The organism is Candidatus Eisenbacteria bacterium, from assembly GCA_035577985.1.
GTDB lineage: Bacteria > Desulfobacterota > Binatia > DP-6 > DP-6 > DATJZY01.
This window is the reverse complement of sequence record DATJZY010000072.1, coordinates 42,652-56,424: the sequence shown is the minus strand read 5'-3', so window position 1 is coordinate 56,424 and position 13,773 is coordinate 42,652. Positions and strand designations below refer to the sequence as shown.

Below are 13,773 nucleotides of genomic sequence, written 5' to 3'. Positions count from 1 at the left end.
GGATCTCGACGTGAAGGTGAAGAACGGGACCTTCCGCGAGGACCTCTTCTATCGCCTGAACGTCGTTGCGATCGCTCTCCCGTCGCTGCGCGAGCGCCCCGAGGACATCCCGCTCCTGATCGAGCGCCTGCTCGCGACGATCGCCGCGCGCCTGCGGCGGGACCCGAAGCCCATCGCCCCCGACGCATATCGGACCCTTCTCGCGTACGCCTGGCCCGGCAACGTCCGCGAGCTCGAGCACGCGATCGAGCAGGCGGTCGCGCTGGCGTCGGGTCCCGAGATCACTCTCGAGGACCTGCCCGCAGCGGTGCAGGGTGACGGCATCCCCGCCGCGTCGTCCGCGGATCCGCCCGGTGCCCCACGCGCCTTCAAGGACGCCAAGCAGGCCGTCGTCGACCGCTTCGAGCGCGAGTTCCTCGGCGCCGCGCTCGCGCGCCACCAAGGGAACATCTCGAAGGCAGCCGACGAGGTCGGCATGTATCGGCAGCAGCTTCAGGCGAAGCTCGCCGAGCTCGGTCTCGACGCCGATCGCTACCGCCGGCGCGAAGGCGGGTGAGGTCGACTCACACCGCGCTGGTGCAGTGGCCGCACTTCACGGCCTTGAGGGGGATCTCCATCTGGCACTGGGGACAGGCCTTGGTGGTGGGCGGCGCTTCGGCCGCCGCCTCCTGGCGCTTGGCGGCGTTCATCGCCTTCACGATGATGAACAGCGAGAACGCGATGATGACGAAGTTGATCACGGCGTTGACGAACAGGCCGTAGTTGAGCGTCGCCGCCCCTGCGTCCTGCGCGGCCTTCAGCGACGGAAACGATCCGCCGCTGAGCGTCAAGAAGAGGTTCGTGAAGTCGACGCCGCCCAGAAGCTTGCCGATCGGCGGCATGATGACGTCCTTCACGAGCGAGTCGACGATCTTCCCGAAGGCGGCGCCGATGATCACGCCGACGGCGAGATCGACGACGTTGCCCTTCATCGCGAACTCTTTGAACTCCTTGAGCATGGTCCCCCTCCTCGCGTTCGCTCAGCCGCCGAGCAGCGACTGGATCGACTTCAGGGTGTCGACGTTCTTTTGGAGCGCGGCCGCGACCATCGCGCCGATTCGTCGTCCGTGTCTCATCGTGGATCCTCCCTGGGTTGGAACGGTCGTTCGCGAGCTGGTCGGGCCTGTACACCCGCCTCCTGCTTCTGGCTAGACGGGTTCCGATCTCGTTTGACCCCGACGGGTCGCCCGGATAGCCGGGCGGCGTCGGCTCTCATGATCCTCCTCAATCCCGGCCCCGTGAACGTCTCGCCGCGCGTGACGGCCGCGCTCGCAAGGGGCGATCTCTGCCATCGGGAGCCCGAGTGCGCCGCGCTCCTCGAGCGCATCCGGCGACGCCTGGTCGCGGCATTTGCACCCGATGAGGGCTTCTCGGCCGTGCTCGTCACGGGATCCGGGACGGCGGCGCTCGAGATGGCCGTCACCAGCGCCGTCGGGCCCGGCGGCCGGCTCGTCGTGGTGGCGAACGGCGTCTACGGCGAGCGCGTCGCGGCGATGGCGACCGCGGCCGGCATCGCCCACACCGTCGTCGCCAGCGAGTGGACGTCGGCCCCGGACCTCGCGGCCGTCGAGCGCGCGATCGCAGCGCCGGGCGTCGAAGTCGTCGCCATGGTGCACCACGAGACGACGACCGGGCTCTTGAATCCCGTCGCGGCCGTGGGCGCCATCGCGCGGCGGCACGGCAAGATCCTGCTCGTCGATTCCGTGAGCGGCCTCGGCGGCGACGCGCTCGACATGAGCACGGTCGACCTCGTCGTCGGGACGGCCAACAAATGCATCCAGGGTCTGCCGGGCATGGCGTTCGTGCTCGTGCGCACGAGCGTGCTCGCACGCCTCGCGACGTATCCGCGCCGCTCGGTCTACCTGTCGCTGCCGACGTACGTCGAGAGCCCCATGCCCTTCACGCCCGCCGTCCAAGCTGCCTACGCGTTCGACGAGGCGCTCGCCGAGCTGCTGGAAGAGGGCGTTGCGACGCGCCTGCGGCGCTACGCCAACGCCGCCGCGCAGCTTCGCGCGGGTTTCGATCGCCTCGGGCTCGAATGCGTGCTCCCCGCCGAGCTCCGCTCGAGCTCGATCACGTCGCTCTGGCTTCCGCAGGATCGCTCGTACCGGGACCTCCACGACGAGCTGAAGGAGCGCGGCTTCGTCATCTACGAGGGGCAAGGGCGGCTCGCGCGGGAGATCTTCCGCGTCGCGAACATGGGCCATCTCACCCCTGTGGATTTCGAGCAGTTCCTCTCTGCGCTCGCGAAGGTGCTCGCGTGACGGCGATCATACTCGCGGCCGGCGTCGGCAAGCGCCTCCACGCGGCATCGGGCGGGCGGCCGAAGTGTCTCATCGAGATCGGCGGCAAGAGCCTGCTGCGCCGGCTGCTCGAGAGCCTCGCCGCGTGCGAGGTGCGCGATGCCGTCGTCGTGACGGGCTTTGGCGACGACGCGGTGCGCGCGGCGCTCGCCGCACCTCCGCCCGGCATCGTCGTGCGGACGCTCTTCAACGCACGATTCGCCGAAGGGGCGATCCTGTCGCTCGCGACCGCGCGCGCCCTCCTCGATCGCCCCGTGCTGGTGATGGACGCCGACGTGCTCTGCCAGACGTCGATGCTGGCGCGGCTCGTGCGCTCGCCGCACGAGAGCTGCTTCCTCATGGACGCGAGCGCGGCGAACACCGGCGAGGAGCAGATGCTCCTCGTGCGCGACGGCTGGGTGCGCAACATCGTCCGCGGTGGCGCGCCGGGTTACGACCTCTCGGGCGAGTCGATCGGCTTCCTGAAGCTCGGCCCCGGTGCCGCGCGCGTGCTGCGCGACTTGCTCGATCGACGGATCGCCGCGGGTGACACCGGCATCGAGCACGAGGAGGTCTATCCCGAGCTGCTCGCGCGGGTCGAGGTCGGCTTCGAGCGCGTCGACGGCATGCCGTGGATCGAGATCGACTTCCCCGAGGACATCGAGCGCGCGGCGCGGGACGTGCTGCCCCGCATCGAGGGCTCGTGACGCCGGCGATCCGCGACGCCGTCATTCTCACGTCCGAGGACGACGCGACCCGCCGGGTCGCCGGCGTGCCGCTGCTCCTGCGCACGGTGCTCGTCCTGCAGCGCAGCGGCGTCGAGCGCTGCACGCTCGTGGGACCGGGGCCGACGCCCCGCGACCCGCGCATCCGCTGCGCGGTGACGTCGGCGACGCGGCTGGCCGCGGCGTCCGACGACACGCTCCGCCTCGTGATCGATCCCGGCAGCGTCGTCGACGAGGCGCTCGTGCGCGACCTGCAACGCCGCGCACGGCCCGGGCAGGCGATCGCGTTCTCCGCCGACGGCGTGCGCGTGCGCGTCGTACCGGGGACACATCTGCTCGACGACGGGGGCGGCGGCGCACGGCCGCCGGAGGGGACCCTCACGTCCGCGTCGGCGCCACCTGCGCAAGTGGAGCAGGCTCTGCTGCGTGCCCTCGAGAACCCGCGCGACGGCTACGTCGATCGCCTGCTCTACCGGCGCCTCTCGCGGCCGCTCACGCGCCTGCTGCTGCGGACGCCCCTCACCCCGAATGCCGTGACGGTGATCGGGGTCGCGATCGGCATCGGGGGCGGCCTCGCGATCGGGGCGGAGAGCGAGCTCGGCATCCTGGGCGGCGTTCTCGCGCTCGTGCTCTCCGGCGTGCTCGACTGCTGCGACGGCGAGATCGCCCGCATCAAGCTGACCGAGTCGAAGCTCGGCCACGTCCTCGACGTGACCGGCGACACGCTCGTGCACGTCGCGCTGCTCACCGGAATCGCGAAGCGCCTCGCGAAGGTGGCCGCCTGGCCGGGCTCCGCGACGCTCGGGCTCCTCGGCTTCGGGGTCATCGCGTCGTTCGCGGCCATCACCTGGAGCGAGCAGACCGAGGCGCGGCGCCAGGCGGTCGACGCCTGGGAGAATCGCGTGCTCGAGAGCGTGCTGTCACCGCTCACCACGCGCGACTGGCACGTCTTCCCGGTGGCGTTCGCGCTCGCGGGGCGTCTCGACGAGCTGGTCCCGGCGGCGGCCTGGGGCGCGCAGGCGTTCTGGATCACGGTGGTCGTGCTCGTGTGGCGCGTGCTACGCCGCGCGTGACGTGCTCACACCAGCGCAGCGTGACGAGTTCGAGCGGTGCGGCGTCGTGCGTCTGCGCGGCGTCTTCGGCGAAGCCGACGCGGCGCGCATGCGTGAACGGCTCTGGCGGATGCTGTCGGACGAGCACGGGATCCAACCGGGCCGGCCGGAGACCTGGAGCGTACGGCAGCCGACGGGCTTCCAGGCGCTCAGGCGATCGTCGGCGTTCGAGGCGCTCGGGAGCCCCGTCCTCGCTGCGGCGCTCGACGACCTCCTGGGCGCGGGCTGCTGGTGCGCGCCGAAGCGCTGGGGCTCGCCGCTCGTCACCTTTCCGTGCGGATCGCACTGGGACGTACCGAGCAAGCAGTGGCACCTCGACATTCCGGCGCGCGGTGCGGCGCGCCCGCTGTTCTTGGTACGGATCCTCGCCCTGCTCGACCGCCTCGAACCCGGCGGCGGGGGAACGCTCGTCGTGGTGGGATCGCACACGCTGGTCGGGCGCCTGGTCGCCGCGGGCGCGAAGACGCGGCACTCGAAGGACGTGCTCCGCGCACTCGGGCGCGTGAGCCCCTGGCTGCGCGACCTCTGCTCGGACGCGGCGGACGACGACCGCATCCGGCGATTCATGGTCGAGGGCGCGGTCGTCGACGACGTCGTCACCCGCGTCGTCGAGCTCACCGGCGAGGCCGGCGACGCCTTCCTCATGCATCCGTGGCAGGTGCACGGTCCTTCGCCGAACTGCGGGACGTCGCCGCGCCTCATGCTGAGCGAATCGATCCTCCGCGTTCGCCAGTAGCTGCCTCGCCGTGGGGACACGGAACTGGTAGCGGGAAGTGGGAGAGCCGCTTGGCGCATTGCCCTCCAGGCCTGCTGAAGGACCTCGCCGACGTGCTCGCGGAGGTGCGCGCGCTCCCGGGCATCTCCGAGCCGCGCCCCGGGATCTTCTACCTTCGCCGCGCGCCGTTCCTCCACTTCCACACCAAGGACGGCAAGCGCTGGGCCGACGTCCGCGCCGGCCGCGACTGGGGCACCGAAGTCCCGATCCCGTACGACGCCTCCGCGAAAGCCAAGACGTCGTTCCTCCGCACGGTCGAACGACGTCACCGCGTCACTGCCGGTGCGACGAAGCGTGGACGTTGAAATCGGCGCTCGGTGCCGCGAGGCCGGGGGGCGAGGCTTCGGCTTCGGCTCCGCCGCGCGACGAAACACTCGGTGCGTCACGGCCCGACGTTTCGTCGCGCCGCTTCGCAGGCGCCTCCGCCTCGCCCCCCGACCTCGCGATGGACATCGCGCGCTCGACGTCTCGCTAGGACCACGGCAGCGTCGCGCGCGTCGCCCAGTATCGCTGCGGCGGCTCGGCGAGCGCGCGCAGGCGATGGAAGTCGGGCGGGTCGAGCGTCACGGCCGTGGCCGCGACGTGCGAGGTGAGTTGCGCCGCGGTCGCCGCGCCTGACAGCGCGACGTCGACGAACGGGTGGGCGAGCACGAACGCCATGGCGACCTGGTCGAGCGTCGCGTGGCAGTTCGCCGCCGATGCGCGCAACGAGTCCAGCAGCGCGGCGTCGTCGGGTCGGGTGTTCGCGTCCGTCAGACGGCCGTTCGCGAAGACCTCCTTCGCGATGATGCCCATGCCCTCGCCGCGTGCGGCGAGAAGCAGCGGGGCGAGCGACGGCTCGAGGCAGTTGAACGTCGCCTGCACCACGTCGAAGACGCGCTCGCCGTCGACGCGGGCTGCGAGCGCGGTTCCCAATGCGCGGGCCGAGGTCGCGCCGGACAGCGTGAGGCCGACGGCGCGATAGGCGCCCCGACGCCGCCCGTCGGCGAGCGCGGCGAGCAGGCGACCGTCGACGAGGACGCCGGACTCGGCGGTCGCGCTGTGGATCTGGTAGAGGTCCAGCCGATCGCCGAGGAGCGCGCGCGTCTCGCCGAGCTGGGTGGTGAAGCGCTCGACCGAGAGCTCCTTCTGCTCGTGTACGGCGGCGTCGATGCGCCAGTCGGCCGTATAGCGATAGCCCCACTTGCTGCCCACGACGAGGGCGTCGCGTCCGACGGCTCGCTCGCGAAGCCAACGCGCCAGGAACTCCTCGGCCCGTCCGTAGCTCCGCGCCACGTCGGCGTAGCGCACACCCGCCGCGATCGCGGCGTCCAGCACCTCGGCGGCGCGGCCGTACAGGGCGTCGGGCGAGCGATCGCCCGGGAGGTCCTGCGCACGGCCGAGGGTGATGTAGCCGGGGCGGCCGATCGCCGCGAGACCGACACCGATCCGCGTCACGGTGAGCCCGGTGCGCCCGAGGCTCCGCGGCGCGAGGTCAGGCACGGGCACGGTAGCCGTCCACCGCCGTCCGCCGTGCGAGATACAGGAGGCCGAAGATGTCGAAGACGATCTCGCGCCCGCGCTTGCAGAGCCACAGCGTCGCGGCGACCGATTCCGGCATGCCGAGAAAGTGGCAGAACGCGACGCCGCCCCATTCCTGCACGCCGAGGCCCCCCGGGATGATGATCGCGACGGCGCGGATCGGCTGCGCCACCGCTTCGATCACGAACGCTTCGAGCCACGAGATCGGATGCCCGATCAGCGTGAGGATCAGCTGCACCTCGACGACCCCGAACAGCCAGCCGGCGAAGTTCCAGGCCGTCGCGGTCGCGAACGACCAGCGCTCGCCGCGATAGAAGTCCTGAAGCCGCTCGTCGATCGCCTTCACGCTGGGCTCGAGCCGATGCAGGACGTGCAGGTTCGGCATCAGGCGCGAGAGCCAGCGCCACACGGCGGTCACGGGGTTGCGCTGCTGGACGTGGAGCAGGAGATAGGTGAAGCCCACCAGGGTCGCGAGGAACACGACGGACCAGAGTCCCGCCATGCCGGCGCGGTCGAGCACCACGAGCAGCCCCACGATGCCGAGCGCGGTGAACAGGCTCTGCGCGATCGTGAGCGTGGTCTTGGCGAGCACGATCGATGCGAGACCGTCGGACAGCGGGACCCCGTACGCACGAAGCAGATGCGCCTTCACGGGCTCGCCGCCGAGGGTCGCGGTCGGCGTCACGCTGTTGACCGCTTCGCCCGCGATGCGCGCGAGGACGAAGGCGGGGAAGGGCACGCCGCGCCGCACGCCCTCCGGCAGCGTCATGCGCCACGAGAGCGCGTCGCAGAGGCTGACGCCGACGTAGGGCAGCAGGACGAGCGGCGAAAGCGCCCCCAGCTTCTCGAACTGATCGTGCAGCTCGTCGAAGCCGGTGTAGACCAGCAGCACGACGAGCAGCGTGACGCCGATCGCGACGGCGAGCGCGGTGCGAAGGCGCGAGCGGGGCGCCGGGTCGTCTCCCGGCATGCCGGCCTACGCGAGCCTTCCGCTGCGGCGCGCGGTGCGGTCCGCCGTCTCGAGGGTCTCGACGACGCGCAGCGAGCGTGCGCCGCTGGTGAGCGGCTCGGTGCCCTCGAGGATGCTCGCGACGAAGTGTCCGGCGGCGAGCCGCAGCGGCTCGGCGTCGAGCGCGACGTCGAGCCGGCGGCCCTCGAACTTCGTGATCGGCACGACCGGGATGCCGCCCGGCTCGGCCGTGGCCGGAAGGCTCGGGTCGACGGCGTAGTCGAACAGGATGACGGCGCGCTTCTCGAAGCGTCCCTCGTAGGCGAGCATCCGATCGCGCCCGATCACCGTGACGGTGGCGGTCTTCTCCGGGTGGAGCCACGAGAGGTACACGTGCGCCGTGACGCCGCCCTCGAGCTCGAGATCGCAGACGGCCATGTCCGCGACCCCGGGCTGCAGGTAGGCGTGCAGGTGGAGGTCGACGGCCTTCACCGCGCGCGGCACGAGATAGAAGAGGATCGAGAGGTCGTGGGGCGCCGAGTTCCACCACACGTTCGAGTCGCGGCGGATGCGGCCCATGCCCAGCCGTTCGAACGAGAGGTGGAAGACGTCGCCCAGCTCGCCGGCGTCGATCACGCGCTTCATCTCGCGCACCAGCGGGTCGTATAGGAAAGTCTCGTCGACGAACAGCGTCCGGCCGGCGGCGCGCGCGGCGTCGACCAGCTCGCGGCCCTCGGCCGCCGTCAGCGCGAGCGGCTTCTCCACCCAGACGTGCTTCCCGGCGCGCAGCGCGGCCAGCGCCATCGCGTGGTGCCGGGACGGCGGCGTGGCGACGACGATCGCGTCGACGTCGGGACGCGCGAGCAGCGCGCCGAGATCGCTCCCGGCGCGCGCGTCGGGGTGGTTTGCGCGGGCGGCGTCCAGCAGCGCCGGGTCGAGATCGCAGAGATCGGTGACCTGGGCGGGCGGCAGCTCACTGAAGGTACGGAGCAGGTTCTTGCCCCAGTACCCCAGTCCCACGATGCCGACTCGCACCCGACGTTCCGCCATGATGCACCTTTCTCACCCGGAACACGCCCTTTTCGCGTGCCAGTGCCATGCGCGCGACACCGTCGCGCGCCGCGATCAAGTTGAGCTGCGCCCCGAGCGCCGCGAGCGCCAGCCAGGTGTGGCCGGTGAGCGCCCCCACGACGACGAGTGCGTAGACCGCGGCGATCGTGCGCCCGAGCGCGCGCACGACGGCTTGCGGCGGGCGCCGGAAGCGCGTGAGGAGCGGGAGCGCGGGGAGGTCGCGCAGGACGATGAACAGCCGCGAGAGGCCGTAGTGCGATGCGCCGCTGCCGCGCGGTCGATCGCGCACGGTGATCTCGGCGACGCGCTTCGGGTCGACGCCGAGGATGGCCGGCAGGAAGCGGTTGAAGCCGCGCGGGAGCTGCGCGCCCTCGACCAGGTGACGGCGGTAGGCCTTGAGGCCGCACCCGCAATCGTAGACCGGCACGCCGGTCGCGAGCGCGATGGCGCGGTTCGCGACCAGCGAGGGGAGCACGCGGGTCGTGAAGGCCTCGCGGCGTCGCAGGCGACGCCCGCTGGCGGCGTCGTACCCTTCCTCGAGCTTCTCCAGGAGGAACGGGATCGCGGCGGGGTCGTTCTGGCCGTCGCCGTCGAGCGTCGCCACGACGTCGCCGCGGGCGGCGTCGAAGCCCGCGGACAGTGCGGCGGCCTCGCCGAAGTTGCCGTCGAGCTCGACGACGCGCAGCGCTGGATCGGCCCTCGTCAAGGCGACCAAGCGCGGCAGCGTCTGGTCGGTGCTGCCATCGTTCACGAACACGATCTCGTATGGACGGCCGATCTGCCGGGCGACCGCCGACAGCTCGGCGTGCAGCGGCCCGACGTTGCCTTCCTCGTTGTAGACCGGAACGACGATGGACAGGGAGGGCCGTGGCTCGGCCGTTCCCATCAGTCGAAGAACCGCACGACGGAGTCCGCCACGCGCTCCACCTCCAGGTCGGTCAGGTCCGGGTGCACGGGCAGCGACAGGATCTCGCCGGCTATCGCCTCGACGCGCGGCAGGGCCGGGTGGTCGCCGAACGTCTCGCGCCACGCCGTCTGCCGGTGGATCGGCACCGGGTAGTGGATGCCGGTCTCGACGTCGCGCGCCTCGAGGTGCGCGCGGAGGGCGTCGCGCCGCGGCGTGCGGATCACGTACTGATGGTACACGTGCGTGCGACGCGGATCGGCGGGCGGCGTCACCACCCGGTCGCCGAGCCGCTCGCCGTAGTACGCGGCGATCTGGGCGCGCCGGGCGTTGCGGGCATCGAGGCGGCGGAGCTTCACGCGCAGCATCGCCGCATGGATCTCGTCCAGACGGGAGTTCCCGCCGTAGAACGCGTGGTCGTTCTTCTTCACCTGCCCGTGCGTGCCCAGGTGCTTCACCCGTTGCGCCAGCTCGGGATCGTCGGTCGCGACCATGCCGGCGTCGCCGGCGGCCGCGAGGTTCTTCACCACCCCGAGGCTGAACGCGCCGGCGGCGCCGAAGGAGCCGACTCGCCGGCCGTCGTAGGTTGCCCCGTGCGCGTGCGAGCAGTCCTCGAGCACCGCGAGATCGCGATCGCGCGCGAAGGCGAGGATCGGATCGAGATCGACGGGGAAGCCGTAGAGGTGGACGACCATGATCGCTCGCGTCGCCGGCGTCACGCGTGCGGCGAGGTCGTCCAGATCCGGGCCGAGATCGCTCGCGCGGACGTCCACCGGCACCGGCCGCGTTCCGGCGTCCACCAACGCCTCGACCGCCGCGACGAACGCATTCGCCTGGAGCAAGACGTCGTCACCGGGCTCGAGCCCCACGGCGCGGACGGCGAGGCGAAGCGCATCGGTGCCCGACGCCACACCACGCACGTAACCGACCCCGAGATACGCGGCCATTTCGTTCTCGAAGCCCTGCAGCTCCTCACCACCGAGGAGCTGCATGCGATCCAGAACACGCTCGACCCCTGCCAGGAGCTCCGGACGGGAGCTTCGGTACTCGCGTGCGAGCTCGATCAGGCGCACGCGAGGCGTGGGGGTCGATACCCGTGCTAGCGCTTCCTGTGCCACCGGGAACACCTCCGCTGGAAGTCAAATCGCGCGAACCCTACAGAGCGTCGGTCGCGGAGGCAAGGCCGCGTTGACTTTTTCCCGTCGTTCTCCGAAGACCTGCGTGGGGGTTGTCGGGGTGTCGGAAGGGCGGAGGACTGCCGCAGGCCTGGCCATTGTGGTCGGCGCGTTGCTGGCCTTTCGCCTCAACGAGCCCGGATGGTTCGACAACGAAGGGCGCTTCGCCGAAGGCGCGCGCGAGATGGTCCTGCGCGGCGACTACGTCACGCCGTACGTGAACTTCTTTCCGCTGCTGACGAAGCCGCCGCTGACGCAATGGCTCTCCGCGGTGATCTTCTGGGTGGCGGGACCAAGCGAGTGGGCCAGGCTCGTTCCGATCGCCGCGGCGATGATCACCCTCGTCGTCACGTGCCGGCTCGGGGCGCGCCTGTACGGTGAGCAAGTCGGGCTGGTCGCGGGCGTGCTGCTGGCGACCACCGCGGGCTTCGTCCTCGAGGCGCGCACGCTGCGTCCGGACTGCTTGGTGGTCGCGGCGGTGGCGAGCGCGATCTTCTGCTGGCACGTGGCCGAGACGGGTGTCCCGGCGCGGCGCACGCGCTGGCTCGTCGCGATGTACGCCATCCTCGGGGTGGGCACGCTCGCGAAGGGCATCGTTCCAGTGACGCTCGCCGGCGCGCCGATCGCCCTCATGAGCCTCCGGGCCCACGGGCTCGCGGCGATACGCCGCCTGCGCGTCGGCATGGGCCTCGCCATCTTCGTGGTGGTCGTGCTGCCGTGGCACCTGGCTGCGTCGCTCGCGAACCCCGGCTTCGCGTGGGACTACGTCGTGAACCAGCACCTCCTGTTCATGCTCGACAAGAAGGAGCCGCGCGATTCCGAGGGCGACGCCCTGTGGTTCTACCTGGCGGCGTTCCTCGGACGCTCGTCGCCCTGGGTGCTCTTCCTGCCGTTCACGATGGGGGAGGCGATCCGCGGTCGGGCAGGTCGTGCGCCCGGCGGCATCGACGGCACGCAGCTCCTCTGGCTCTGGGTGCTGACGACGGTCGGCCTCTTCGCGCTGGTTCCGTCGCGCCTCGAGCACTACTCGCTCCCGGCGATTCCTGCGGTGGCGCTGCTCGCCGCGCGCGCCTGGGACCTCGGGCGGCAGCACGGGTTCGGGCGCCTGGGGCGCGGCTATCTCACCGCCGTCGGCCTCGCGTTGCTGGCGGGCGGCGCGTTCGGCTTTGGGTACGGCGAGCAGATGGTCGCCGAGCAGGTGTACTGGCTCCCGCAGTCCTCGGGGCTGATGGCCCTCGTCGCTCCATCGGCGATCGTCGCATGTCTGGCCGGCGCGATGACCCTGGTCGCGGTGTGGCGCCGGTCGGCTAGCGGAATCGTGATGGCGCTCGTCGTCGGGATCGTTCCCTTCCTCGCCATCCTCGTCCGGGCGCTGATCGCCGCCGAGGCGCTCTTCTCGTGGCGCCCCGTCGCGCGGGCGCTCGAGCGCGTGCCGTCGGGGACCGAGCTCGTATTCGAGGCCCCGGTCGAGTACCAAATCATCGGCGCGCTCAACTTCTACACGCGGCGCCGCATCACCATGCTGGAGCCGCCCGGAGGGTACACGCCGCCCGCCTATCTCACGGGACGCACCGCCGGTATGTTCATCACCCGGGACGACCTCGAGAAGCGCTGGCAGTCGGGGCGACCGGTGGCGTTGGTCAGCGACCCGCAGGAACGACGCGACTCCGCCGACGGCATCGCGCCCGCTCCGTACTTCGTTCTCGACCGCTTTGGTGATCGATGGGTGCTCACGAACTTCCCGCAAGCCGCCGCGCACTGATCGCGCTCGTCCTGGGTGCGGCGGTGCTCGCGCATGCCGAGGAGGCTCCGCCGGCGCCCGCGGCCGCGTGCGACGCGACGCTGCCGGAGGGCGCGGCGGCGATGTCGATGGTCGCGGAGGATGAGGCCCCTCCTCCCGGAAGCGACGTCCTGCCGCCCGTGCCCGAGGCGTCGGAGATCCCGAGCATCGGCACGGAGGAGAAGAGCAACATCAGCTTCGTGCCGATCCCGGAGATCATCCTCGATCCGAACGAGGGCAACACCTACGGCCTGCTCGGCGTGTGGCTGTTCCTCGACGACAAGGACGAGATCAAGTACATGTTCGCGCCCGACGTCCGCTACAACGAGACGAAGGGTGTCTTTCCGAACTTGCGCCTCTTCGGCTACCCGTCGAGGACCGAGCGCTACTCGATCCTGGTCGGCAAGTCGACGACGCGCGACGAGAACTACGACGTCGAGTATGCGAACCGCGGCCTGTGGGACGAGCGCGCGTACTTCCTCACCCGCGTCCTCTACGAGCGCGATTCCACCGAGCGGTTCTACGGTTTCGGGAACAACACCCCGCAGGGCGGCGAGTCGAACTACACCAGCAACGACTTCCGTGCCGATGCGACGCCCGGCGTGTGGGTGGTGCCGCACTTCAGCGTGTCGTATCGGATGCGCATCCGCCGCTTCGACACGGAGCACGGCCAGGTCTCGGGGGTGCCGTACATCGGGACCAAGTATCCCGGCCTCAAGAACAAGGGCATCGACCCCACCGTCTACTGGCAGCATCGCCTCTCGCTCACCTACGATTCCCGCGACTCGATGGACATGCCGACCGAGGGGGCCTACGCGAACGGCTACGTCGAGGGCGCGGACCAGCACGTCGGCAGCAGCACCTCGTTCTGTGCGTTCGGGTTCGAGTGGCGGGACTTCATCCCGTTCCGTGGCGCGCGGCGGAATCCGATCCTCGCGATGCGCGCGCTCGTCGACTATCTCGACGGCCCCAGCGACACGCCCTACTTCCTTCGCAACACGCTCGGCGGGCGCCGCTACCTGCGCGGGTATGGGAGCGATCGCTTCACCGCCTTCAACCGCTCGCTCTTCGGCGCGGAGCTGCGCACGCGCGTCTACGAACGCAAGCTCTTCGGCGTGAACGCCGAGGTCGAGCTGGCACCCTTCGTCGAAGCGGGGCAGGTGTTCAAGGACATCACGGACCCGCCGCTCAACGATCTGCATTGGGTGGGCGGGCTCGGCTTCCGCGGGCTCGTGCGGCCGCAGATCGTCGCGTTCGTCGACGTTGGGTATGGGGGCGAGGGGGCGTCCGTCTTCACGGGGATCGACTATCCGTTCTGAGCGCGTGTCGGTGCCGCGAGGTTGGGGGCAAGGCTTCGGCTTCGGCTCCGCCGCGCGACAACTCACGCGCCTCGTCACGGCCCGCATTTCGTCGCGCCGCTGCGCAGGCGCCTCCGCCTTG

Annotated in this window: 14 protein-coding genes; 8 read left to right on the top strand and 6 right to left on the bottom strand. The window is 70.9% G+C overall.

Annotated elements, in window-relative coordinates; translation table 11 throughout:
- On the top strand, window positions 1-556 hold a 556-nt coding region (locus tag VMS22_11155), incomplete at its 5' end, for a helix-turn-helix domain-containing protein (protein HXJ34578.1).
- A 7-nt stretch (window positions 557-563) separates the two neighbouring features.
- Here the strand turns inward: VMS22_11155 and mscL are convergent.
- On the bottom strand, window positions 564-998 hold the full coding sequence (gene mscL, locus VMS22_11150; GenBank protein ID HXJ34577.1) for a large conductance mechanosensitive channel protein MscL: 435 nt from the start codon (window positions 996-998) through the stop codon (window positions 564-566).
- 255 nt (window positions 999-1,253) lie between these two features.
- On the opposite strand from mscL, the gene VMS22_11145 reads away from it, so the two are divergent.
- The 5 genes from VMS22_11145 to VMS22_11125 are packed head-to-tail and all read left to right on the top strand — an operon-like array spanning window position 1,254 to window position 5,238.
- The gene (locus tag VMS22_11145; protein ID HXJ34576.1) at window positions 1,254-2,303 is read left to right on the top strand and encodes an aminotransferase class V-fold PLP-dependent enzyme; all 1,050 of its coding nucleotides are present in this window, start codon (window positions 1,254-1,256) and stop codon (window positions 2,301-2,303) included.
- Window positions 2,300-3,028, top strand: a complete 729-nt coding sequence (locus VMS22_11140) for an NTP transferase domain-containing protein (GenBank protein ID HXJ34575.1) — start codon at window positions 2,300-2,302, stop codon at window positions 3,026-3,028. Before VMS22_11145 ends, VMS22_11140 begins: the two co-directional genes overlap by 4 nt.
- Complete coding sequence (locus VMS22_11135; GenBank protein HXJ34574.1) at window positions 3,025-4,119, top strand: CDP-alcohol phosphatidyltransferase family protein; 1,095 nt, start codon at window positions 3,025-3,027, stop codon at window positions 4,117-4,119. Before VMS22_11140 ends, VMS22_11135 begins: the two co-directional genes overlap by 4 nt.
- A 1-nt stretch (window position 4,120) precedes the next feature.
- On the top strand, window positions 4,121-4,894 hold the full coding sequence (locus VMS22_11130) for a phytanoyl-CoA dioxygenase family protein (GenBank protein ID HXJ34573.1): 774 nt from the start codon (window positions 4,121-4,123) through the stop codon (window positions 4,892-4,894).
- 50 nt (window positions 4,895-4,944) lie between these two features.
- Window positions 4,945-5,238 carry a hypothetical protein gene (locus VMS22_11125; GenBank protein ID HXJ34572.1) on the top strand — a complete coding sequence of 98 codons (294 nt, stop codon included), beginning with the start codon at window positions 4,945-4,947 and terminating at the stop codon, window positions 5,236-5,238.
- A 166-nt stretch (window positions 5,239-5,404) separates the two neighbouring features.
- Here the strand turns inward: VMS22_11125 and VMS22_11120 are convergent, their stop codons facing one another.
- Genes VMS22_11120 through VMS22_11100 form a run of 5 tightly spaced genes read right to left on the bottom strand, consistent with a single transcriptional unit; the run spans window position 5,405 to window position 10,451 of the window.
- The gene (locus VMS22_11120) at window positions 5,405-6,421 is read right to left on the bottom strand and encodes an aldo/keto reductase (GenBank protein HXJ34571.1); all 1,017 of its coding nucleotides are present in this window, start codon (window positions 6,419-6,421) and stop codon (window positions 5,405-5,407) included.
- Window positions 6,408-7,424 (bottom strand): flippase-like domain-containing protein, encoded by a 1,017-nt coding sequence (locus tag VMS22_11115; GenBank protein HXJ34570.1) that lies wholly within the window; start codon window positions 7,422-7,424, stop codon window positions 6,408-6,410. Before VMS22_11115 ends, VMS22_11120 begins: the two co-directional genes overlap by 14 nt.
- Before the next feature lie 6 nt (window positions 7,425-7,430).
- Complete coding sequence (locus VMS22_11110) at window positions 7,431-8,453, bottom strand: Gfo/Idh/MocA family oxidoreductase (GenBank protein HXJ34569.1); 1,023 nt, start codon at window positions 8,451-8,453, stop codon at window positions 7,431-7,433.
- Window positions 8,377-9,360: a glycosyltransferase family 2 protein gene (locus VMS22_11105; GenBank protein HXJ34568.1), complete on the bottom strand. Its 984-nt coding sequence runs from the start codon at window positions 9,358-9,360 to the stop codon at window positions 8,377-8,379. The genes VMS22_11110 and VMS22_11105 overlap by 77 nt, the downstream gene beginning before the upstream one ends.
- Window positions 9,360-10,451: a DegT/DnrJ/EryC1/StrS family aminotransferase gene (locus VMS22_11100; GenBank protein HXJ34567.1), complete on the bottom strand. Its 1,092-nt coding sequence runs from the start codon at window positions 10,449-10,451 to the stop codon at window positions 9,360-9,362. Before VMS22_11100 ends, VMS22_11105 begins: the two co-directional genes overlap by 1 nt.
- A gap of 202 nt (window positions 10,452-10,653) precedes the next feature.
- On the opposite strand from VMS22_11100, the gene VMS22_11095 reads away from it, so the two are divergent.
- Complete coding sequence (locus VMS22_11095; protein HXJ34566.1) at window positions 10,654-12,315, top strand: glycosyltransferase family 39 protein; 1,662 nt, start codon at window positions 10,654-10,656, stop codon at window positions 12,313-12,315.
- Window positions 12,276-13,652 (top strand): BamA/TamA family outer membrane protein, encoded by a 1,377-nt coding sequence (locus VMS22_11090; protein ID HXJ34565.1) that lies wholly within the window; start codon window positions 12,276-12,278, stop codon window positions 13,650-13,652. Before VMS22_11095 ends, VMS22_11090 begins: the two co-directional genes overlap by 40 nt.
- The last annotated feature ends 121 nt before the right edge of the window (window positions 13,653-13,773 follow it).